Origin of the sequence: Phycicoccus sp. 3266 (genome assembly GCF_031456495.1) — a bacterium.
Taxonomy (GTDB): domain Bacteria; phylum Actinomycetota; class Actinomycetes; order Actinomycetales; family Dermatophilaceae; genus Pedococcus.
In genome coordinates this window covers 511,668-531,005 of sequence record NZ_JAVDUW010000003.1, presented here as the reverse complement: position 1 = coordinate 531,005, position 19,338 = coordinate 511,668, and the positions used below count along the sequence as shown (strand labels likewise).

Annotated in this window: 17 protein-coding genes; 7 read left to right on the top strand and 10 right to left on the bottom strand. The window is 73.6% G+C overall.

The genetic code is table 11. The features are described 5' to 3' along the window. Positions 1 to 106 precede the first annotated feature (106 nt). The 3 genes from J2X64_RS16935 (at position 107) to arc (ending at position 4,097) form a co-directional block, all read left to right on the top strand. Positions 107 to 1,216: a site-2 protease family protein gene (locus tag J2X64_RS16935; RefSeq protein ID WP_310157000.1), complete on the top strand. Its 1,110-nt coding sequence runs from the start codon at positions 107 to 109 to the stop codon at positions 1,214 to 1,216. 11 nt (positions 1,217 to 1,227) lie between these two features. Further along, on the top strand, positions 1,228 to 2,289 hold the full coding sequence (locus J2X64_RS16930) for a tRNA (adenine-N1)-methyltransferase (RefSeq protein WP_310156998.1): 1,062 nt from the start codon (positions 1,228 to 1,230) through the stop codon (positions 2,287 to 2,289). A 71-nt stretch (positions 2,290 to 2,360) separates the two neighbouring features. After that, positions 2,361 to 4,097, top strand: coding sequence for a proteasome ATPase (gene arc, locus J2X64_RS16925; protein WP_310156995.1), 1,737 nt, complete (start codon positions 2,361 to 2,363; stop codon positions 4,095 to 4,097). A gap of 64 nt (positions 4,098 to 4,161) precedes the next feature. Here arc and J2X64_RS16920 read toward each other — a convergent pair whose 3' ends face one another. The 4 genes from J2X64_RS16920 to J2X64_RS16905 form a co-directional block, all read right to left on the bottom strand. Next, complete coding sequence (locus J2X64_RS16920) at positions 4,162 to 6,834, bottom strand: AMP-binding protein (RefSeq protein WP_310156993.1); 2,673 nt, start codon at positions 6,832 to 6,834, stop codon at positions 4,162 to 4,164. 89 nt (positions 6,835 to 6,923) lie between these two features. Further along, positions 6,924 to 7,331: a DUF3054 domain-containing protein gene (locus J2X64_RS16915; RefSeq protein WP_310156991.1), complete on the bottom strand. Its 408-nt coding sequence runs from the start codon at positions 7,329 to 7,331 to the stop codon at positions 6,924 to 6,926. A 40-nt stretch (positions 7,332 to 7,371) separates the two neighbouring features. After that, the gene (locus J2X64_RS16910; protein ID WP_310156989.1) at positions 7,372 to 8,358 is read right to left on the bottom strand and encodes a ribose-phosphate pyrophosphokinase; all 987 of its coding nucleotides are present in this window, start codon (positions 8,356 to 8,358) and stop codon (positions 7,372 to 7,374) included. 54 nt (positions 8,359 to 8,412) lie between these two features. Continuing rightward, the gene (locus J2X64_RS16905) at positions 8,413 to 9,423 is read right to left on the bottom strand and encodes an alpha/beta hydrolase (RefSeq protein WP_310156987.1); all 1,011 of its coding nucleotides are present in this window, start codon (positions 9,421 to 9,423) and stop codon (positions 8,413 to 8,415) included. Between the two features lie 37 nt (positions 9,424 to 9,460). Here J2X64_RS16905 and dop point away from each other — a divergent pair, with 37 nt between their 5' ends. The 4 genes from dop (at position 9,461) to prcA (ending at position 12,900) form a co-directional block, all read left to right on the top strand. After that, positions 9,461 to 10,972, top strand: a complete 1,512-nt coding sequence (gene dop / locus J2X64_RS16900; RefSeq protein ID WP_397444087.1) for a depupylase/deamidase Dop — start codon at positions 9,461 to 9,463, stop codon at positions 10,970 to 10,972. Between the two features lie 73 nt (positions 10,973 to 11,045). Beyond that, positions 11,046 to 11,252, top strand: coding sequence for a ubiquitin-like protein Pup (locus J2X64_RS16895; protein WP_091760181.1), 207 nt, complete (start codon positions 11,046 to 11,048; stop codon positions 11,250 to 11,252). Then, positions 11,249 to 12,076 carry a proteasome subunit beta gene (gene prcB / locus J2X64_RS16890; protein WP_310156982.1) on the top strand — a complete coding sequence of 276 codons (828 nt, stop codon included), beginning with the start codon at positions 11,249 to 11,251 and terminating at the stop codon, positions 12,074 to 12,076. The genes J2X64_RS16895 and prcB overlap by 4 nt, the downstream gene beginning before the upstream one ends. Beyond that, the gene (gene prcA, locus J2X64_RS16885) at positions 12,073 to 12,900 is read left to right on the top strand and encodes a proteasome subunit alpha (protein ID WP_310156980.1); all 828 of its coding nucleotides are present in this window, start codon (positions 12,073 to 12,075) and stop codon (positions 12,898 to 12,900) included. The genes prcB and prcA overlap by 4 nt, the downstream gene beginning before the upstream one ends. A gap of 72 nt (positions 12,901 to 12,972) precedes the next feature. On the opposite strand, the gene J2X64_RS16880 is transcribed toward prcA, so the two are convergent. The 6 genes from J2X64_RS16880 to J2X64_RS16855 form a co-directional block, all read right to left on the bottom strand. Further along, positions 12,973 to 13,701 carry a dienelactone hydrolase family protein gene (locus J2X64_RS16880; protein ID WP_310156978.1) on the bottom strand — a complete coding sequence of 243 codons (729 nt, stop codon included), beginning with the start codon at positions 13,699 to 13,701 and terminating at the stop codon, positions 12,973 to 12,975. 47 nt (positions 13,702 to 13,748) lie between these two features. Further along, on the bottom strand, positions 13,749 to 14,384 hold the full coding sequence (locus tag J2X64_RS16875; RefSeq protein ID WP_310156976.1) for a peroxiredoxin: 636 nt from the start codon (positions 14,382 to 14,384) through the stop codon (positions 13,749 to 13,751). A gap of 51 nt (positions 14,385 to 14,435) precedes the next feature. Beyond that, a complete protein-coding gene (locus tag J2X64_RS16870; protein WP_310156974.1) occupies positions 14,436 to 15,359 on the bottom strand; it encodes an alpha/beta hydrolase in 924 nt (307 codons plus the stop codon). 107 nt (positions 15,360 to 15,466) lie between these two features. Next, positions 15,467 to 16,471, bottom strand: coding sequence for an NAD-dependent epimerase/dehydratase family protein (locus tag J2X64_RS16865; protein WP_310156972.1), 1,005 nt, complete (start codon positions 16,469 to 16,471; stop codon positions 15,467 to 15,469). Between the two features lie 107 nt (positions 16,472 to 16,578). Beyond that, positions 16,579 to 17,772, bottom strand: a complete 1,194-nt coding sequence (locus tag J2X64_RS16860; RefSeq protein WP_310156970.1) for a hypothetical protein — start codon at positions 17,770 to 17,772, stop codon at positions 16,579 to 16,581. Next, positions 17,765 to 19,279 (bottom strand): hypothetical protein, encoded by a 1,515-nt coding sequence (locus tag J2X64_RS16855; RefSeq protein ID WP_310156968.1) that lies wholly within the window; start codon positions 19,277 to 19,279, stop codon positions 17,765 to 17,767. Before J2X64_RS16855 ends, J2X64_RS16860 begins: the two co-directional genes overlap by 8 nt. Positions 19,280 to 19,338: the final 59 nt, after the last annotated feature.

Here is a 19,338-nt window from a genome sequence, read left to right as displayed (position 1 = left end):
CCAGCTCGTCGGTCACGTCAGGGCGATGTGTCACGGTTCCAGGCACCCGCCAAGTATCGCCCATGCCCGGGCCGGGGCGTCGGCGGTGTTCACGTAGGGTTCCCGCATGAGCGCCCCCGCCGCCCGTGAGGCCGAGGAGTCCGGGCACGGCGTGCGGATCGCCCGCGTCGCCGGGATCCCCGTCTACCTCGCGCCGAGCTGGTTCCTCATCGCGGTGGTGATCATCGCCGTCGTGGCCGGCCCGGTGCTGACGACCCGCCCGCTGTTCGGCATCGGGGTCGGGGTCCTGCAGGCGCTGCTGCTTCTCGTCTGCGTCCTCGCCCACGAGGCCGCCCACGCCGTGACGGCCCGCGCCTTCGGCATGCCGGTGCTGCGGATCGTGGCGAACGTGTGGGGCGGCCACACCTCCATGGAGGCCGTGCGCTCGACCCCGGGGCGGATGGCCGCCGTGGCGGCGGCCGGCCCGCTGGCCAACGCCGCCCTGGCACTCCTGGCGTATGCCGTGGCGCCGGTCGTGACCGGCGACCTCACCCACCGCCTCGTCGAGGGCATGGTCATCATCAACGGCAGCCTCGCCGTGCTCAACCTCCTCCCGGGCATGCCGCTGGACGGTGGCCAGGTCGTGGAGTGCCTGGTCTGGAAGGCGACGGGGGACCGCAACAAGGGCGCCGTCGTCGCGGGCTGGTGCGGCCGCGTCGTGACCGTCCTCGTCGTCCTGTGGTTCTTCGTCCGGCCGGTCGCGCTGGGTCAGGGCATCGGGTTCGGCTCGATCTGGGTGCTGGTGATCGCCTCGGTGCTGTGGGCCGGCGCGAGCGAGTCGGTCCGCCGCGGCACCGCCCTGGGCAAGCTCGGCCGGCTCCGGGTGCAGGACGTCGCCGAGCGTGCCGTCGTCGTCGCCCCCGACAGCACCGTCGGCATGGCCCTCGACCACCCCGACATCGTGCTCACGACGGACGAGCGGGGCGTGCCCTGCCTGGTGTTCGGCGCGATGGACCTCGCCCTGCACCACGACCTCGACCGTCAGGCGCCGGTCAGCGCCGCCGTCTTCCGGGTGCCGGACGCCAACGTCGTCGACGCCGGACCCCAGGACGGCGTCGAGGTGGTCGTCGCCGCGATGCAGCAGACCGGGTCCGGGACGGTCGTCCTCACCAGCGGCGGCCGGGCGTGGGGCGTCACGAGCGTCGACCGGATCAACGCGGCCGCGGAGCGCAACTAGACTCCCGGCCCATGACCACCGGGCCGCAGGACACCACCACCTCCACCTCAGCGGCCGTCGGTGCCGACCTGCGCCGCGGGCCGTTCGGCGTGGGGGAGCGGGTCCAGCTGACCGACCCGAAGGGCCGGCTGCACACGATCACCCTCGAGCCCGGCCGCGAGTTCCACACGCACCGGGGGCGGCTGGCCCACGACGACCTCATCGGCGCTCCCGACGGCTCGGTCGTGCGCAACACCGCGGGTGTCGAGTACCTCGCCCTGCGCCCGCTGCTCTCCGACTACGTGATGTCGATGCCGCGCGGGGCCGCGGTCGTCTACCCCAAGGACGCCGGCCAGATCGTGACGATGGCCGACGTCTTCCCCGGTGCCCACGTCGTCGAGGCCGGAGTGGGGTCCGGAGCTCTGTCGATGTCGCTGCTGCGCGCCGTCGGCGAGCACGGCACGCTGCACTCCTTCGAGCGTCGCGAGGACTTCGCGGACATCGCGAAGGGCAACGCCCGGGCGTTCTTCGGGGTGGACCACCCCGCGTGGACGGTCACCGTGGGCGACCTCGTGGAGGAGCTGCCCCGCACCGTCGAGCCGGGGACCGTGGACCGCGTCGTCCTCGACATGCTCGCACCGTGGGAGTGCCTCGACGTCGTGTCGCAGGCGCTGCTGCCCGGTGGCGTGCTCATCTGCTACGTCGCGACCGCCACCCAGCTGTCCCGGGTCGCCGAGGCGATCCGGGACCACGGCGGCTACACCGAGCCGGAGGCGTGGGAGTCCCTCGTCCGGGGCTGGCACCTCGAGGGTCTCGCCGTGCGCCCGCAGCACCGCATGCACGGCCACACCGGCTTCCTCATCACGACCCGCCGGCTCGCCCCGGGGGTCACCCCGCCGCTGCGCAAGCGGCGGCCCGCGAAGGGCGCCTACGGCGAGGACGGCGACGCCGGCGCCACGCCCGGTGACACCACGGCATTCGGCCAGGAGGCGGAGTTCTCGGCCGAACAGCTGGGCGAACGCGTCCCATCAGACAAGAAGATCCGGCGCCTTCGCCGTTCTGTGACGCAAACCTCCACGACGACCGAGGAGTAGCGCGTTAGGTTGGGTCATCGGTCGCACTATTGCGGCCGGTGGGTACGTCGATCGCCACCGAGGGAGCCGACATGACCGACCAGCACCGCCACGACCCGTCCGACGAGCGCCGCCAGGCCGAGCTCCTCGCCGAGGAGGTCGCCGCCCTGCGCCAGCGACTCGCCGACGCGCCGGCTCGATCCCGCGAGCTCGAGACCAAGGTCCTGCAGCTGCAGTCGAACCTCGCGACCATCTCCTCCCAGAACGAGCGGCTCGTCCGCACGCTCAAGGAGGCGCGCGAGCAGATCGTGACCCTGAAGTCCGAGGTGGACCGGCTCGCGCAGCCGCCCGCGGCCTACGGCGTCGTCCTGGAGTCCTACGACGACGCCACGGTGGACATCCTCACCGGCGGCCGCAAGATGCACGTGGCCGTGAGCCCGGCCGTCGACCCCGCAGAGCTGTCCGCCGGGCGCGAGGTGCGGCTCAACGAGGCCATGAACGTCGTCGCCACGTGCGGGTACGAGCGCACCGGCGAGGTCGTGATGATCAAGGAGATGCTCGGCGACGGGCGCGTGCTGGTCGTCGCCCACGCCGACGAGGAGCGCGTCTGCCGGATCGCCGACTCCCTCGAGGGGGAGCCGATCCGCGTCGGTGACGCCCTCATGCTGGAGTCCCGCTCCGGGTTCGTCTACGAGCGCATCCCCAAGGCCGAGGTGGCCGAGCTGGTGCTCGAGGAGGTGCCCGACATCGACTACGAGGACATCGGGGGCCTGGCCGGGCAGATCGAGGCCATCCGCGACGCCGTCGAGCTCCCGTACCTGCACCCGGACCTGTTCACCGAGCACCAGCTCAAGCCGCCGAAGGGCGTCCTGCTCTACGGGCCGCCCGGCTGCGGCAAGACGCTGATCGCCAAGGCGGTGGCCGCGAGCCTGGCGAAGAAGGTCGCCGAGCGGGAGGGCAAGCCGGTCGGCAAGTCCTTCTTCCTCAACATCAAGGGCCCCGAGCTGCTCAACAAGTACGTGGGCGAGACCGAGCGGCACATCCGGCTGATCTTCCAGCGGGCCCGGGAGAAGGCGTCCGGTGGCACGCCGGTCGTCGTGTTCTTCGACGAGATGGACAGCCTGTTCCGCACGCGCGGCTCGGGCGTCTCCTCCGACGTGGAGACGACGATCGTCCCGCAGCTGCTGTCGGAGATCGACGGCGTCGAGCGGCTCGAGAACGTCATCGTCATCGGCGCCTCGAACCGCGAGGACATGATCGACCCGGCGATCCTGCGACCCGGCCGCCTCGACGTGAAGATCAAGATCGAGCGCCCGGACGCCGAGAGCGCCCGCGACATCTTCACGAAGTACCTGACCGCGGACCTGCCGCTGCACGAGCACGACCTGGCCGAGCACGGCGGGTCACCGCAGGCAACGGTCGACGCCATGATCACCGCAACGGTCGAGCGGATGTACTCCGAGATCGAGGACAACCGGTTCCTCGAGGTGACCTACGCCAACGGCGACAAGGAGGTCCTGTACTTCAAGGACTTCAACAGCGGCGCGATGATCCAGAACATCGTCGACCGGGCGAAGAAGATGGCCATCAAGGACTTCCTCACCGTCGGCGCCAAGGGCATCCGGGTCGACCACCTGCTCGCCAGCTGCGTGGACGAGTTCAAGGAGAACGAGGACCTCCCGAACACGACCAACCCCGACGACTGGGCCCGCATCTCCGGCAAGAAGGGCGAGCGGATCGTCTACATCCGCACGCTCGTCACCGGCAAGAGCGGCACGGAGCCGGGCCGGTCCATCGACAACGTCGCCAACACCGGCCAGTACCTGTAGCGGAGCGGCACGGAGGCGCAACGTCTCGCTCGATCGACAACGTCGCCAACACCGGCCAGTACCTCTAGCCGCTGACGCCCGCCCGGGTCCGCACGCCGCGGGCCCGGGCGACGCGCGTCCGGACCCGGGGCAGCAGGCCGCGAGCGCGAGCCTCCAGCCAGGTCCAGCCGCGGTGGTAGGCGATGCCGACGGCGATCGAGGCGGCCATGGCCAGCACCGAGCTGTACGCCATGAGGTGCGGGTAGACCACGAAGTGGGTCAGGTAGACGAACAGCGAGGCAGCCGCGACCGCCGAGCCGCAGCGCGCCAGCCACCCGGGCAGCCGCACGGCCGGCAGCCAGACCAGCGCGAGCACCCCGAGCGCGACGGTCGGGCCGCGCATCGGCATGCTCGGCCAGAAGCCGGGCAGCGTGAGCAGCGGCACCGCCGACACGAGCAGCCGCTGCGGCACCGTGCAGGCCCGCGCCGCAGCCCAGCCGGTGGCGAACAGCCAGATCAGCACGTACGCGTTCGCGCCGCGGTACGGCCCGGCGTCCGGCACCACCACGTCGTAGCGCGTGAGCAGGCCGACGCCGACGAGCGCCATGGGGAAGGCGAAGGGGAACCGCCGCTCCCACCGGTCGAGGGCGGGCACCGACAGCAGGAGCGTCGCTCCCAGCAGCAGGGCGACCAGTGCCTCGACGAACCAGTAGTGCCAGTGCGGCGACCAGCGGGCCCAGTCCCCGAGCACCTGGTTGAGGAGCAGCACGTTGCGCCAGTCGTACGTCCCGAGGGTGACGGCCACCGCCGCGATCCACAGCGCGCTCGGCGCCCAGATCCGCAGGGCGCTCCGCACGATCCCCTTGGCGCGCTCGGCACGCGGGCGTGCGGTCAGCTGGAACCGCGCAAGGTTGAAGCCCGCCAGCGCCAGCAGGGTGTGCGCCCCGCCGGGCACGAAGGACAGGTGGGTGTGGTTGGCCAGGATGAGCAGGACCGCCGCGGCCCGCACGACGACGCTCGTCTCCACAGCGTGCCAACCGCGTCGCCAGCGCGGGACCGCGCGGTCACCCGCGGCCGCCGCCCCCGCACCGGGACGCGAGCGCCGGGCTGCCGTGACCAGCTCGGTGGGGGAGAGCAGGTGCCAGCCGGCCGGCAACGCGCCGAGCAGCCGTTCGAGCCGCAGGGACACCTCCACGTACGACAGCGAGTCGCCGCCGAGGTCGACGAAGCTCGCCCGCTCGTCGGCTGCGGGGGCGTCGAGCAGGTCGCGGTAGAGCTCCGCCACGGCTCGTGGCGAGGGCCCGTCCGGGGCCCTGGTCTCGGCCGCCTCCTCGAGCGCGGCGCGGGAGCGGTGCGCCTCGACGAGCGCGGCCATGCCCGGGTAGTCGGGCTTGCCCGTGGGCAGCACGAGCACGTCCGTCCCGTCGAGCACGACGACGCCGCTGGCGGGTATGCCGTGCCGGCCGGTGAGCGTGGCCGTCACCGTCTCACCGGAGCCCGGCTCGGCGGTCAGGACGCCCAGGGCGTCGCCGAGGTCGACGCAGTGGGCGCGGACCCCGGCGTCGGCCAGGTCGCGCTCGGCCCGGTCGAGGTCGATCCGCAGGCCGACGACCTTGGCGAAGCGGCTGCGGCGTCCGACCACCTCCACCGTCCCGTCGGGACGCAGGTGCCCGAGGTCGCCCGTGCGCAGCTCGGTGACGTCCCGGCCGCGCGCGAGGTCGCCGGGGTGCTCGGCATACCCGAGCATGACGTTGGGGCCCGAGTAGACGAGCTCGCCGAGGCCGCACTCGAGCTCGGACAGCGGGTCGAGCCGGAACCGCCCACCCGGGACCGGGCGCCCGACCGTGCCGGCGTGGGAGTCCAGCAGCTCCGGCGGCAGGACCGCCATCCGCGCGGTCGCCTCGGTCTGGCCGTACATGACGAACAGGTCCCAGCCGCGCGAACGGCCCAGCGCGGCATACCGGCGCACGGCCTCGGGCGCGAGCCGGCCGCCGGCCTGGGTCACCACCCGCAGGCTGGGGTGCTCGCGCTCGGCGAACCCGCTGCGGTCGAGCAGCTCGAACGTGTGGGGGACCCCGGCGATGGTGGTGACACCGGCGTCGTCGACGAGCCGCCAGAAGCACGGCGCGACGACGGAGAGGTCGGTGAGGACGAGCGAGGCCCCGACCGCGAGGTGGCTGTGGGCCACGGACAGGCCGTAGCAGTAGTGCAGCGGCAGGGTGGTGGCCGCCCGGTCATCGGCGCGGATGCGCAGGGCCTCGGCGATGGCCAGGGCGTTGCTGTCGAGGTTCTCGTGGGACAGCCGGACGAGCTTGGGCGACCCCGTGGAGCCGGAGGTCGGCAGGAGCAGCGCGAGGTCGGGGTGCAGCTCGTGGCCCGGCTCGGCGGTCAGGGGGGACACCCGCCAGCTGGCACCGTCGCGCGAGGCCACGACGTCGGGGGAGTACCGGTCGACGAGGGACGCGTGGTGCTGGGGACGGTCGCCCGGCACGACCAGCGGGACGTGGCCTGCTGCCAGGGCACCGAGGTAGGTGACGAGGAAGTCGAGCGAGTTCTCCGCTGCCAGCAGTACCAGGCGTCGTCCGGTCCCGAGCGCGCAGCCGGCGTCCTCGACGCGCGCCGCCAGGTCGGCATACGTCACCGGGCCCTCGGGCGTCCACACGGCGCAGCGGTCGCCGTGCTCGGCGAGCGAGGCGGCGAACCGGGTCACGGCCCGGGGGCGCGTCGCCTCGTGTGACGGGGTGGGGTGCAGGCTCACGCAGGGCACGTTATTAGGTAAGCCTTACCAAACTCAAACCCGCCCGTGTCGCGCCACCTCTGGGCGTTGCGGCCCGCTGGACCGCGCCCTCAGCGGCGGTCCGTCGCCCTGGCCGACCACCGGGCGAGGCCCTCGCCGCCGAACCGCAGGACCGCCACGGCGCACCGCCAGCCCACGAGGAACAGGCCGAGCACGAGCAGGGTGACGACCCCGAACGACCAGGCGAAGCCGCCACCGGACAGCACCCTCAGCCCGAGGCCCAGCACGACCGTGACCAGCCAGACCACCTCCGCGCCGGGGACGCCGACCGGCCAGCCACGCAGCCGCGTGGCCGCGACCCAGCCCACGGCGAGCGCGACGAGGAACGGCCACGCGACCTCGAGCACGCCCGACACGGTGAGACCCTCGCGGTGGCTGGCCCGGCCGACGGTGGCGAACAGCAGCACGAAGGCGGAGTCGACGAGGAACGCGGCGGCCCTGGCCTTCAGGCGGACCACCCCTCGACGAGCCGGCGCGCAGCCGGGAACGCGCCGGCCATCAGTGCACCCGGTCGAAGAGGGTGGCCTGCGGGGGCGCGTGCGTGGGGTCGACGCCGTCGAACAGGCTGCTGACGGACTCACCCGCGTGGATCCGGCTGATGGCCTCGGCGAACAGCTGGGCGACGGTCCGCACGCGCAGCTCCGGCCACCCCGTGGGGGCGGGCACGGTGTCGGTGGTGACGACCTCGCCCACCATCGGGTGCTCCCGCAGCCGCTCGACCGCGTGCCCGGCGAACAGCCCGTGCGTGCAGGCGACGTCCGCCCGAGTGCACCCGAGGTCCTTGAGCCGCTCGAGCAGCTCCACGATCGAGCCGCCGGTCGCGATCTCGTCGTCGAGGACGATCGCCCGGCGGCCGGCCACGTCGCCCACGATCGAGTCGATGACGACCCGGTCGTCCGCCAGTCGCTGCTTGCTCCCGGCCGCGACCGGCAGCCCGAGGAGCCGGGCGAACTGGGTGGCGGTCTTGGCGTTGCCGAGGTCGGGGGAGACGACGACGGAGTCGGTGAGGTCGGTCCCTCGGAAGTGGTCGGCCAGCACGCCGATCGCCGTGAGGTGGTCGACCGGCACCGAGAAGAACCCGTGGACCTGGGGCGCGTGCAGCGTCATGGTGAGCACCCGGTGGACGCCTGCCGCGACGAGCATGTCGGCCACCAGGCGGCCGCCGAGGGAGATGCGCGACGCGTCCTTCTTGTCCGAGCGGGCGTACGCGTAGTGCGGGATCACCGCGGTGATCTGCGCCGCGGACGCGCCCCGCGCCGCGTCGACCATGAGCAGCAGCTCCATGAGGTGCTCCTGCGTCGGCGGCACCAGCGGCTGGACGATGTAGACGTCGCGCTGGCGGCAGTTGGCCAGCAGCTGCGCCTGGAGGCAGTCGTTGCTGAACCGCTTGATCTCCACCGGGGAGAGGTCGACGCCGAGCGCCCCGCAGATGCGGTGGGCCAGGGCGCGGTGGGCGCTTCCGCTGAAGATCACGATGTCGCGCAATGCGTCTCCCGGTGGGTCCGTGGGGGGCTCGGTCCGTGGCGGATCGGGTCGAGCCTAGCCCGGGTCGCCCTGATCCGGGACGGTCGCCGGGTACAGGTGGGCGCGCAGCTCGGCGACGAGCTCGGCCCGGTGGCGGCGCCCGGCCGGGGTCGCACCGGGCATCGAGGCGAAGCCGTGCGGCACCCGCTCGTAGTTGGTGTGCCGGACAGGGACCCCCGCAGCCCGCAGCGCCGCGGCATACCGCACGCCGTCGTCCCGGATCGGGTCGAGGTCTGCCGTCTGCACCAGGGCCGGCGGAAGCCCGTCGAGCCGCCCGAAGAGCGGCGACACCAGCGGCTCGCGCCAGTCGGCCTCGCGGGGCGCGTAGTGCGCGCGGAACGCCAGGATGCTCTCGAGGGTGAGCATCGGGGCGTGCGCGTGCTCGGAGATCGACGGCGAGCCGAGGGTCATGTCGGTCGAGGGGTAGATGAGGGCCTGGTGGCGCAGGGGCGAGCCGCCGAGGTCGCGCATCAGCTGCGCGGTCACCGCTGCCAGCGCCCCGCCGGCGCTGTCCCCGACCACCGCCATCCGCGAGGTGTCGGCGCGCAGGACCGAGCCCTGGAGGGAGACCCACGAGGTGGCGTCGTACGCGTCGAGGGCCGCGGTGGGTGCCCGGTGCTCCGGGGCGAGGCGGTAGTCGACGCTGACGACGACGGCCCGCACCCGCGCGGCGAGGTGGGTGCACAGCGGGTCGTAGGCGACCACGTTGCCCTCGACGAACCCGCCGCCGTGGAGGAAGACGACCACCGGGACGTCGGTGTCGGTGTCCCGCACCGCGCGGGGACGGTAGATGCGCAGCGGGACGTCGTACCCGTCGCGCGCCGGTGCGGTGCCGTACGTGATGCCGACGGACCGCTCGACCGGACCGGTCACCCACGTGAAGGGTGGCCGCGCGGGGTAGGTCCGGCCGCGCCGCGCTGCGATCTCGTCGGGGGTCAGCCGCTCGACCGGCCTCTCGAGGACGAGGTCGAGCAGGGCCGTCAGCGCTGCGAGCCGCACGGGCATCGCAGCAGGGGAGTGGCGCATGGAGCGGAAGTCTCTCACCTAGGGTGGGACCGTGACCGTGCGCCGTGTGATGGGGATCGAGACCGAGTACGGCATCTCCGTGCCGGGCGACCCGGCCGCCAACCCCATGATCCTGTCCGGCCAGGTGGTCAACGCCTACGCGTCGATGCAGGGCATCCGCGCAGCCCACGCCTCCTGGGACTACGCCGACGAGGCGCCACTGCGGGACGCGCGCGGCTTCGACATGGCGCGTGCGCTGGCCGACGCCAGCCAGCTCACCGACGAGGAGGACCCCACGCTGGCGAACGTCGTCCTCACCAACGGCGCCCGCCTCTACGTCGACCACGCCCACCCCGAGTACTCCTCGCCCGAGGTCACCTCTCCGCGGGCGGCGGTGGCCTTCGACCGCGCCGGCGAGCTCATCATGGCCGAGGCCGTGCGCCGGCTGTCGGCCGTCCCGCCCGGCGTCAACCTCTACAAGAACAACACCGACGGCAAGGGCCAGTCCTACGGCACGCACGAGAACTACCTCATGCGGCGCGAGACGCCCTTCACCGACATCGTCCGCCACCTGGTGCCGTTCTTCGTCGCCCGCCAGGTCTTCACCGGCTCCGGCCGGGTCGGTATCGGCGTCGACTCGCGCAACCCCGGGTTCCAGCTCAGCCAGCGCAGCGACTTCTTCGAGGTCGAGGTCGGGCTGGAGACGACGCTCAAGCGGCCGATCATCAACACCCGCGACGAGCCGCACGCCGTGGCCGATCTCTACCGGCGGCTGCACGTGATCATCGGCGACGCCAACCACTGCGACGTCGCGAACCTGCTCAAGCTCGGCACCACCTCGCTGGTGCTGGCGATGATCGAGGACCGCGCGATCGACGTCGACCTCACCGTCGCACGGCCGGTCTCGACGCTCCAGCGCGTCAGCCACGACCCCACGTGCCGCGAGCTCATCGAGCTGCGCGACGGCACGAAGCTGACCGCGGTGCAGCTCCTGTGGCGCTACCACGGGCTCGCGGAGCGCTACCTCGAGCGCCGGTATGCCGGGGAGCTCGACGAGGACACCGCGGAGGTCATGCGCTGGTGGGCGCTCGTGCTGGACAAGCTCGAGCGCGACCCGCGTGAGGCCGCCCGCGAGGTCGACTGGGTCGGCAAGCTTCAGGTGCTGCAGGGGTACATCGACCGCGACGGCCTCGAGTGGTCCGACTCCCGGCTGCGCGCCGTCGACATCCAGTGGTCCGACGTGCGGCCCGACAAGGGCATCTTCCACAAGCTGCGGGCCGCCGGCCGGTTCGAGGAGCTGGTCAAGGACGACGAGGTGCTGGACGCGGTGCACGAGCCGCCGACCGACACCCGCGCCTACTTCCGCGGCAAGTGCCTGGAGAAGTACTCCGACCAGATCGCCGCCGCGTCGTGGGACTCGGTCATCTTCGACATCCCCGGCCAGAGCTCGCTGCAGCGGGTGCCGATGCTCGAGCCGCTGCGCGGCACCAAGGCCGGTGTCGGCGCGCTGCTCGACCGCAGTCCGGACGCCGCCACCCTCCTGCGCGAGTTGGCCTCGGCATCGGGTTAGGGTCGCACTAGGTTGGAGGCACGCGGCGCAGCAGCGTCGACGGAGCAGCAGCACGAGCGGGAGGTCACGCCAGATGCCGAGCCAGGAGCAGAGCCGACCACAGCGCCGGGACGACGCGCCGGACGAGGCGCCGGAGCCCACCCCGGCCTCGCCCGAGGCGAGCGCCCGCAAGGAGAACCTCGACTCCGACATCGACAGCGTCCTCGACGAGATCGACGGCGTGCTCGAGTCCAACGCCGAGGAGTTCGTCCGCGGGTTCGTCCAGAAGGGCGGCCAGTGACCACGGACGCCGGCGCGGGGCGCCTGCCCGCGGCATACCTGTCCACGGGCTCGTCCTCGTTCACCGAGTTCGTCGGGGCGCACGCCCCCCACCTGCTCCCGTCGCGCCGGGCGCTGCCCCCGGGCAGCTCGCTCGAGGCGCCGCACGGCACGACGATCGTCACCGCCACCTTCGACGGCGGCGTCGTGATGGCGGGCGACCGCCGCGCCACCATGGGCAACCTCATCGCCAACCGCGACATGGAGAAGGTCTTCGCGGCCGACGAGTACTCCGCGGTCGGCATCGCCGGCACCGCGGGCCTGGCCATCGAGCTGGTCAAGCTCTTCCAGGTCGAGCTGGAGCACTACGAGAAGATCGAGGGCACGCTGCTCTCGCTCGAGGGCAAGGCCAACCGGCTCGCCTCGATGATCCGCGCCAACCTCGGCATGGCCATGCAGGGCCTCGCGGTGGTCCCGATGTTCGCCGGGTACGACCTCGACCGGAACCTCGGCCGGATCTTCTCCTACGACGTGACCGGCGGCTGCTACGAGGAGCACGACCACCACAGCGTGGGCTCGGGCTCGCTGTTCGCCCGCGGGTCGCTGAAGAAGCTGTGGCGCCCGGGCCTGTCCGCCGACGACGCCGTGCGGGTGGTCGTCGAGGCGCTCTACGACGCCGCCGACGACGACTCGGCGACCGGTGGCCCCGACGTGGGCCGGCGGATCTGGCCGACCGTGGCCGTCGTCGACCTCGAGGGCGTGCGGTTCGCCGCCGACGAGGCGCTGCGCGGGGTGGTCGAGTCCGTGATCGCCGGACGCCAGGGCAACCCGGGAGGTGCGCGATGAGCAGCATGCCGTTCTACGTCTCGCCCGAGCAGCTGATGAAGGACCGGGCTGACTACGCGCGCAAGGGCATCGCCCGTGGCCGGTCGGTCGTCGTCCTCGGCTACGACAAGGGGATCGCGTTCGTCGCTGAGAACCCGTCCCGGGCGCTGCACAAGGTCTCTGAGATCTACGACCGGATCGCGTTCGCGGCGGTCGGCAAGTACAACGAGTTCGAGAACCTGCGGGTGGCCGGCGTGCGGTACGCCGACCTGCGGGGCTACTCCTACGACCGCACCGACGTCACCGCCCGCGGCCTGGCCAACGCCTACGCGCAGACCCTGGGCACGGTCTTCACCCAGGAGTCCAAGCCCTACGAGGTCGAGATCGTCGTGGCCGAGGTCGGCGAGAGCGACGCCGACGACCAGATCTACCGGCTGACGTACGACGGCTCCGTCGCCGACGAGCACGGGTTCGTCGCGATGGGTGGGGCGGCCGACTCGATCGAGACCGGCCTGAAGGACCGCTGGCGCCCGGGGATGAGCCTGGGCGAGGCGCTCACCCTGGCCGTCGGCGAGCTCGGCAAGGACCCGGCCGGCGGCGCCGACCGGAACCTCACGGCGGCCCAGCTCGAGGTGGCCGTGCTCGACCGCGAGCGTCCGCGCCGGACCTTCCGGCGGATCGGCGGCGCGCTGCTCGAGGCGCTGCTCAGCACCGAGGACCCGACCCACGACGCGCCGTCCGAGGACGACCGCACGCCGGGGCGGCACGACACCCTGACGGGTGAGGGCACCGTGCGCGACGAGTCCACCAACCCGCAGACCCAGCGGCCGGCGGACGACGCCTGACGCCTGACGTCACGAGCCGTCCGGGACCCGTCACAGGCGCCCGGACGGCTCGAGGCCTGCGACGGTCGGGCCTCAGACGGGCAGGTGCTCGGCCAGCCACTGCTCCGTGGCGACCCACGCCTGCGTGGACGCCTCCTCGTGGTGGAACAGCGGCGAGGGGTTGTCGAAAGCGTGACCCGCACCGGCATACGTCAGGAACGTCGTGTCCCGCCCACCTCCGGTGACGGCGTCCTCGATCTCGCGGACCGTCTCCTGCGGGATGTAGTCGTCGGCCAGGCCGAAGTGGTGCAGGCTCGGGAGCGTCACCTTGGACGCCTGGCCGAGCAGGTCGGGCAGCGCCGAGCCGTAGTAGCTGACCAGGGCGTCGGGCCGTGCACCGTCCCCGTCGTCCGCGGTGGCGGCCGCGACCGCGAACGCGAGCCCGCCGCCGAAGCAGAAGCCGAGCACCCCGACCGGGCCCTGCACCTCGTCCCGCTCGCGCAGGGCGGCGACCGCCGCCGACGCGTCATCGACGGCCGCGTCCCAGTCCAGCCGCTGCAGCAGCCCCATGGCCTCGGGCAGGCCGTCCTGCGCCTCGGAGACGACCTGGTCGCCGAGCCGCCAGTAGATGTGGGGCACGAGCACGACGTACCCCTGCGAGGCGAGGTCGCGGGCGCGCCCGCTGATGTACTCGGTGACGCCGAAGATCTCCTGCAGCAGCACGATGCCGGGTCCCTGCCCGCTCGCTGGCAGGTGGAGGTCGGCCGGCAGGTCCCCACCCGTGACGGGGACGGTCAACGTGGTGACGTCGTTCTGGCTCATGCCGGACAACGTATGCCGCGCCGGGCCGCTCCGCCGGGCGAACCGCCTCAGGCGGTGGGCGCCGCGGCGTAGCGCAGGTAGGGCTTGACCTCCTCGACGTCCTCGAACCGCGCCCGGGCGTCCTCGGTCGTCACGGTGGGAGCCACGATGACCCGCTCGCCCTGGCGCCAGTCGACCGGCGTGGAGAACGGGCCGGCGTCGTTGACCTGGAGGGCGTCGAGGGCGCGCAGGATCTCGTCGAAGTTGCGACCGGCGCTCTTGGGATAGGTCAGCGAGAGGCGCACCTTGCCGGCCGGGTCGATGAGGAAGACCGAGCGGACGGGGGAGGTGTCGCCCGCGCCGGGGTGGATCATGTCGTACAGCTCGGCGACCTTGCGGTCGGCGTCCGCGACGATGGGGTAGTCGACCGGCGTCCCGGCGACGTCCTCGATGTCGCCCTTCCACGCCTCGTGGTCCTCCAGCGCGTCGACGGAGACGGCGAGCACCTTGGTGTTGCGGCGGGCCCACTCGTCCTTGAGCTGGGCCACGCGGCCGAGCTCGGTCGTGCACACCGGCGTGAAGTCGGCCGGGTGGCTGAACAGGACGGCCCAGCCGTCGCCCTTCCAGTCGTGGAAGCTCAGCTCGCCCTCGGTCGTCTGGGCGGTGAAGTCGGGGGCGTCGTCGCCCAGTCGCAGCGTGGCCATGTCAGGGTCCTCCCAGAGGTAACGCGGTGTTTGCCGAGACCAAACATGCCGTTACCTGACCGGGATGTGGATGGGCCGTCCGGATCGTGGACCAGAGACGAGGGTGAGGAGGGCGTCGGCCAGCGCGTCGAGGCTCGCCGGGTCGAGCAGGGTGCCGTAGTGGTCGGAGTCCAGCCTCAGGGTGCGGACGTCCGCCGGCAGGTGCGCCTCGGCCAGGCGGGCGGGGGAGTACAGGCCGGGCTCCAGCCCGAGCGGGCCACGCGCGGCCCAGGCGAGCACGGCCGGGCACTGGAGGGTGTGCACCGCCGCGAGGGTGGCCGGGTCGCTCATCATGTCGGTCCAGTCGGCGCGGACGCACTCCAGCGAGCTGGAGGAGCGCAGGGCGCCCGGTGCGCCGGCCAGGTCGTGCTGCAGGTATGCCGCGAGCGCGTCGCCGTTCGTGCCGGCCAGGGCGGGGCCCAGGGTCGGGTGCGCCCGCCAGTGACCGAGGTGCGCCTCGGGGTCCTCGAAGGTCATGGTCAGCCGGTCCATGGCCGGGCCGATGATGCCGTGGATCACCTCGTCCACGTCGAAGGTGCCCGGGCTCGGGTAGGAGAGGCCGCCGTCGACGAGCAGCACGCCGCCCACGACGTCGGGACGGCTCGCCGCGGCCAGGGCGGCCACGAACGCGCCCATCGAGTGGCCGGCGAGCACGGGACGCTCGAGGCCGAGGTGGTCGACGACGGCAAGCACGTCGCGGACGTGGTCGGCGAGCCCGGTGGAGCGCAGCCCTGAGCTCTCCGCCCGACCGCGCATGTCCGGCGCCACCACCGACACCCGGCCGGCCAGGGTCGCGGCGAGCGGCCGCCAGGCCAGCCCGTTCGAGGAGATGCTGTGCAGCGCGAGGACCGTCCCAGCCTCGGCCGGCGCCTGCGCGAGCACGTGCACCGTCAGCGGACCACCGGCCACCGGCACCTCGCGGGTCCCAGCGTCCACGTCGTTCCCCCTGCCGGTCGTCCTGTCGGACCGACGACGCTACGGGCCCCCGGTGGCCCCGGACATGGTGCGCAGACCCACTTCACGGGAGCACGCGTGTGCGCCGCTCACGGGGCGAGGTCGTGCCGCGCGGTGGCCAGCAGCTCGCGCTCGTCACCGGGGGACAGCCCGGCCCGGCGCGGCCTCCCCGGCCCCTGCCGGAGCTCCCACTCCAGCACGTCCCGCAGGGTGTCCTCCAGCGGCCGGGTCAGCAGGCCGAGCGCCTCCGCGGCGGAGGTGTCGCGCGCCATGAACCCGGCATACTCCGGCAGCGGGAGCCACAACGGCAGGGACCGCTCGCCGCTCCACGGCGCCACGCCGTGGTCCTCGAGCCACTGCGGCGGGACCGCGACCACGTCACCGTCGTGCCCGGCCACCCGCCGCGCGGTGGCGAGGTGCTCGGCGAGGGGGAGCGTCGGACCGGAGGCGTTCACCACACCGGTCGCGCCCTGCGCACCGGCCCCGACGAGCCAGGCCGCGAGGTCCCGGGCGTCGACCAGCTGGGTCGTCAGCGGGATGTCGGGGACGAGGACCGAGCCGTCGGTCGTGGCCGGGTGGGCAAAGCGCAGGGGCCAGTAGCCGGTGCGGTCCGAGACGTCCCCGGGGCCGCCGATGAGGCCTGCCCGGGCGACCAGGGCGCGGTCGGGCAGGGCCGCGAGCACGTGCTGCTCGCAGGCGACCTTGCGTGCGCCGTAGGTCTCGAAGCCGTCCTCGTCGACCTCGCAGGGTTCGAGGAGCGGTGCCGACTCGTCGGCTCCCGGCTGGTCGTGGCCGGCGTAGACCGAGCAGGAGGAGACGAGGACCCACGTCCCGGTGCGGGGCCCGAGGGCGGCGACCGCGCCACGCACGTGGGTGGGCTGGCGTGCGACGTCGACGACGACATCCCACTCGCCGCCGGCCTGGTCGTACGCTTCCGGGTGGCTGCGGTCGGCGGTCACGACGTGCGCGCCCGCCGGGGGTGGACCGGACTCCCCGCGCGCCAGGACGGTGACGTCGTGCCCCGCACGCAGCGCCTGCTCGGCGACCTCCCGGCCGAGCCACGCCGTCCCACCCAGTACCAGGAACCTCGCCATGGCGTCACGCAACCACGGTCCCGGATGGGCTGTCGACCGCTTGCGCTGAGGGCTGACGCGCGACGGGAGCGCCCCCGGGTGGGGACGCTCCCGTCGTCGGTGCGGGGTCAGGCGCGGCTGGCCGCCCGGCGGTCCACCTCGGCCTCGTCGTCCGCGTCGGACTCCTCGTCGTCGGCTTCGTCGGCGTCGGCATCGTCGTCGTCGGCCTGCGCGTCGGGGCCCGGCTCGTCGGCCTCGGCGTCCTGCGTCGCCGGCTCCTCGTCCGCGACGTCCTGCTCGGCGACGTCCTCCTCGGGCGCCGCGTCGCCGGCGGCGGCCGATTCGTCCCGACCGGCCTCGGCGGCTGCGGCCGGCTGGTCCGCGACGGGCGCGACGGCCTCGTCGAGCTCGCCGACCATGGCGGCGCCGCCGAGCGTCGCCAGCATCTGCCGCACGTTGCTGAGCTGGGCGGTGATGCTGTCGCGGCGTGCGGTTGCGGCAGCGAGCTCGCGCTCGGAGTCGCGACGGATGCGCTCGGCCTGCTCGCGGGCCGAGGTGACGACCTGCTCGGCCTCGGCCCGGGCGCTCTCGAGCAGGCGGGTGCTCTCGGCCTGGGCGTCGGCGTGGGCCCGCTCGCTCTCGGCGCCGAGCTGCTCCGCACGCTGCTGCGCCTGGGTCAGCGCCTGCTCGTGCTGGGCCATCTGGGCGGCGAACTCGGCGGCGGCCTTGTCCCTGCGCTGCCCCAGGGTGGCCTCGAAGTCCGCGGCCGACGCGGCGGCCCGCGCACGCTGGTGCTCGTAGAAGGCCTCGGCCTCCTCGCGACGGGCGGAGGCCTCGCGGTCGGCGTCGTCGAGGATCGCGTCGGCCTGCTGCCTGGCCTGCTCGACCACGCGGGTCGCCTCGGCGTCCGCCTTGGCCCGCACCGACTCGGCGTAGCGGTCGGCGTCCGTGCGCGCCTGGTCGGCGGCCAGCCGCGAGGTGCCGGCGAGCGTCTCGGCGTCGGCCCTGGCGTTGGCCCGGATCTCGGCGGCCTCCTCGTCGGCCATCGTCAGGATCGCGCCGATGCGCTCACCGAGGTCGGTGTAGGTCGGTGCAGCGGCCTTGCGCTGCTCGGCCTGCACTTCCTGCAGGGAGCGGCGGATCTGGGCCTGCTCCTCCTGCGCCGCGGCGAGCGAGGCACGCAGCTCGCTCACCTCGACGGTGCGCTCGGCGGCCTCGCGCCGGGCCTGCTCCAACGCGCTGGCGTTCTCCGCGCGCCACTGGTCGACCTGGGCCGGGTCGTAGCCGCGCAGCACGCTGCGGAAGGAGGTGGTGTCACTCATGGTCGGTCCGTTCGTTCTCGGTGGTGGGGGAGTCGGTGGTGGGGGAGTCGTGGCTGGCGTCGTCGGTCGAGGTCGCTGCCGGATCGGCGGCGGCCGGGCGCTCGGGCACGGCGAGGGCGTCGATGACGCCGGAGAGGTGGCCGAGCTGCTTGGTGATGTCCTCGCGCCGGGCGGCCAGCACGGCGACCTCCGCCCGTGCGCGGTCCAGCATCGCCCGGGCCTCGGCACGGACGCGGTCGGCCTCGGCGCGTGCCTGCGTGGTCGTGCTCACGAGCTGGTCACGGGCCTGGCGGTGGTTCTCGTGCGTCTCGCGCTGGAGGCGCTCGATCTCGACCGCGGTGCGCTCACGCACCAGGCGGGCTGCCTTCTCGGCCTCCTCGACCCTGCGACGAGCCCGCTCGTCGGCGGCGCGCTCGGTCTCCGCCGCGGACAGCTGCACGCGCTCCGCGTGCTCCTCCGCCGCGGTCGTGGTCCGCTGGGCGTGCGCCTGGGCGGCGGTCATGACGGCCTCGGCCTGGGCGCGCAGCCGCTCCGCCTCGGCCCGCGCGGCCTCCCGCTCGGACCGGGCCCGGTGCGCGGCACGGGCAAGCGCGCTCTGGATGAGCTGGCGGCGCGAGCGCATGCGCGAGGCCAGCTCGCGGTGGGTCTCCCGGCGCTGCCGGGCCACCTCGGCCTCGCCCTCGTCGAGGATCCGGCGGACCGTGTCCTGGCCCCACTTGAGGTGCTCCTCGGCCTGGCTCATGATCTCGCCGGCCTCGGCGTGGGCCCGCTCGAGGCGCTCCCGCGCGTCGGTGCGGCTCTGCTCGAGCAGGGCCGCGGCCTCGCGCTCGGCCTCCTGGCGCAGCAGCACGGCCTCACCCGTGAGCCGCTCGGACTCCGCCTCGGCCCGCGCGCGGACTTCGGCGACGTCGCGCTCGGCGGCCTCGCGCAGGGCGGCGAGCTCGGCCTGCTGCTCCTCGTCACGCTGGGCGAAGTGGGCGTCCATCCGCTCCACCCCGGCGGCGAAGGCCGCGTCACGCTCCTGCTCGTGCGCGGCATACCGCGCCATGGCCGCGTCGTAGTCGGACTGGGCAGCGGCGCGCAGCTGCTCCGCGCGCGCGGTCGCCTCCTCCAGCAGGGACTGGGCCTCGGCGCGTGCCGAGGTGACGGCCTCGTCGCTGGTGCGGGTGGCCGACTCGGTGAGCATGGAGGCCTGCTCGGCGGCGTCGGCGACGAGGGACTGCGCCTCCTGCTGGGCCTCCTCGAGCGCCCGGCCGGCCTGGTCGCGGTCCCGGGCGGCGTCGGCGTGCCGTCGCTCGGCGTCCTCGAGCAGCTCGCGGGCACGCTCGCGCAGCGCCTCGGCCTCCGACCGGGCCGTGGCGAGGACCTCGTCGGTCTCCGCTCGCATGGCGTCGGCGTAGGCCTGCGCGCGCTCGAGGATGGACTGGGTGTGCCGGGTCAGGTCACCGACCTGGACGGTCGTCTGGCCCTGGGTCCGGCTCGCCGCGTCCGTGGGGGCGTCGGGCATGGCGTCAGTCTCTCGCATGCCGGACCCCAGATGCAGCCAGGGCAGGACCTTTCGGACCA

Excerpts from the sequence above, each read along its gene's own strand:
- J2X64_RS16935 (WP_310157000.1), top strand. The coding sequence starts at position 107 with ATGAGCGCCCCCGCCGCCCGTGAGGCCGAGGAGTCCGGGCACGGCGTG.
- J2X64_RS16895 (WP_091760181.1), top strand. The coding sequence starts at position 11,046 with ATGCCGAGCCAGGAGCAGAGCCGACCACAGCGCCGGGACGACGCGCCG.
- J2X64_RS16880 (WP_310156978.1), bottom strand. The coding sequence starts at position 13,701 with ATGAGCCAGAACGACGTCACCACGTTGACCGTCCCCGTCACGGGTGGG.
- J2X64_RS16875 (WP_310156976.1), bottom strand. The coding sequence starts at position 14,384 with ATGGCCACGCTGCGACTGGGCGACGACGCCCCCGACTTCACCGCCCAG.
- prcA (WP_310156980.1), top strand. The coding sequence starts at position 12,073 with ATGAGCAGCATGCCGTTCTACGTCTCGCCCGAGCAGCTGATGAAGGAC.
- J2X64_RS16905 (WP_310156987.1), bottom strand. The coding sequence starts at position 9,423 with ATGCGCCACTCCCCTGCTGCGATGCCCGTGCGGCTCGCAGCGCTGACG.
- arc (WP_310156995.1), top strand. The coding sequence starts at position 2,361 with ATGACCGACCAGCACCGCCACGACCCGTCCGACGAGCGCCGCCAGGCC.
- J2X64_RS16930 (WP_310156998.1), top strand. The coding sequence starts at position 1,228 with ATGACCACCGGGCCGCAGGACACCACCACCTCCACCTCAGCGGCCGTC.
- J2X64_RS16855 (WP_310156968.1), bottom strand. The coding sequence starts at position 19,279 with ATGCCCGACGCCCCCACGGACGCGGCGAGCCGGACCCAGGGCCAGACG.
- J2X64_RS16865 (WP_310156972.1), bottom strand. The coding sequence starts at position 16,471 with ATGGCGAGGTTCCTGGTACTGGGTGGGACGGCGTGGCTCGGCCGGGAG.
- J2X64_RS16860 (WP_310156970.1), bottom strand. The coding sequence starts at position 17,772 with ATGAGTGACACCACCTCCTTCCGCAGCGTGCTGCGCGGCTACGACCCG.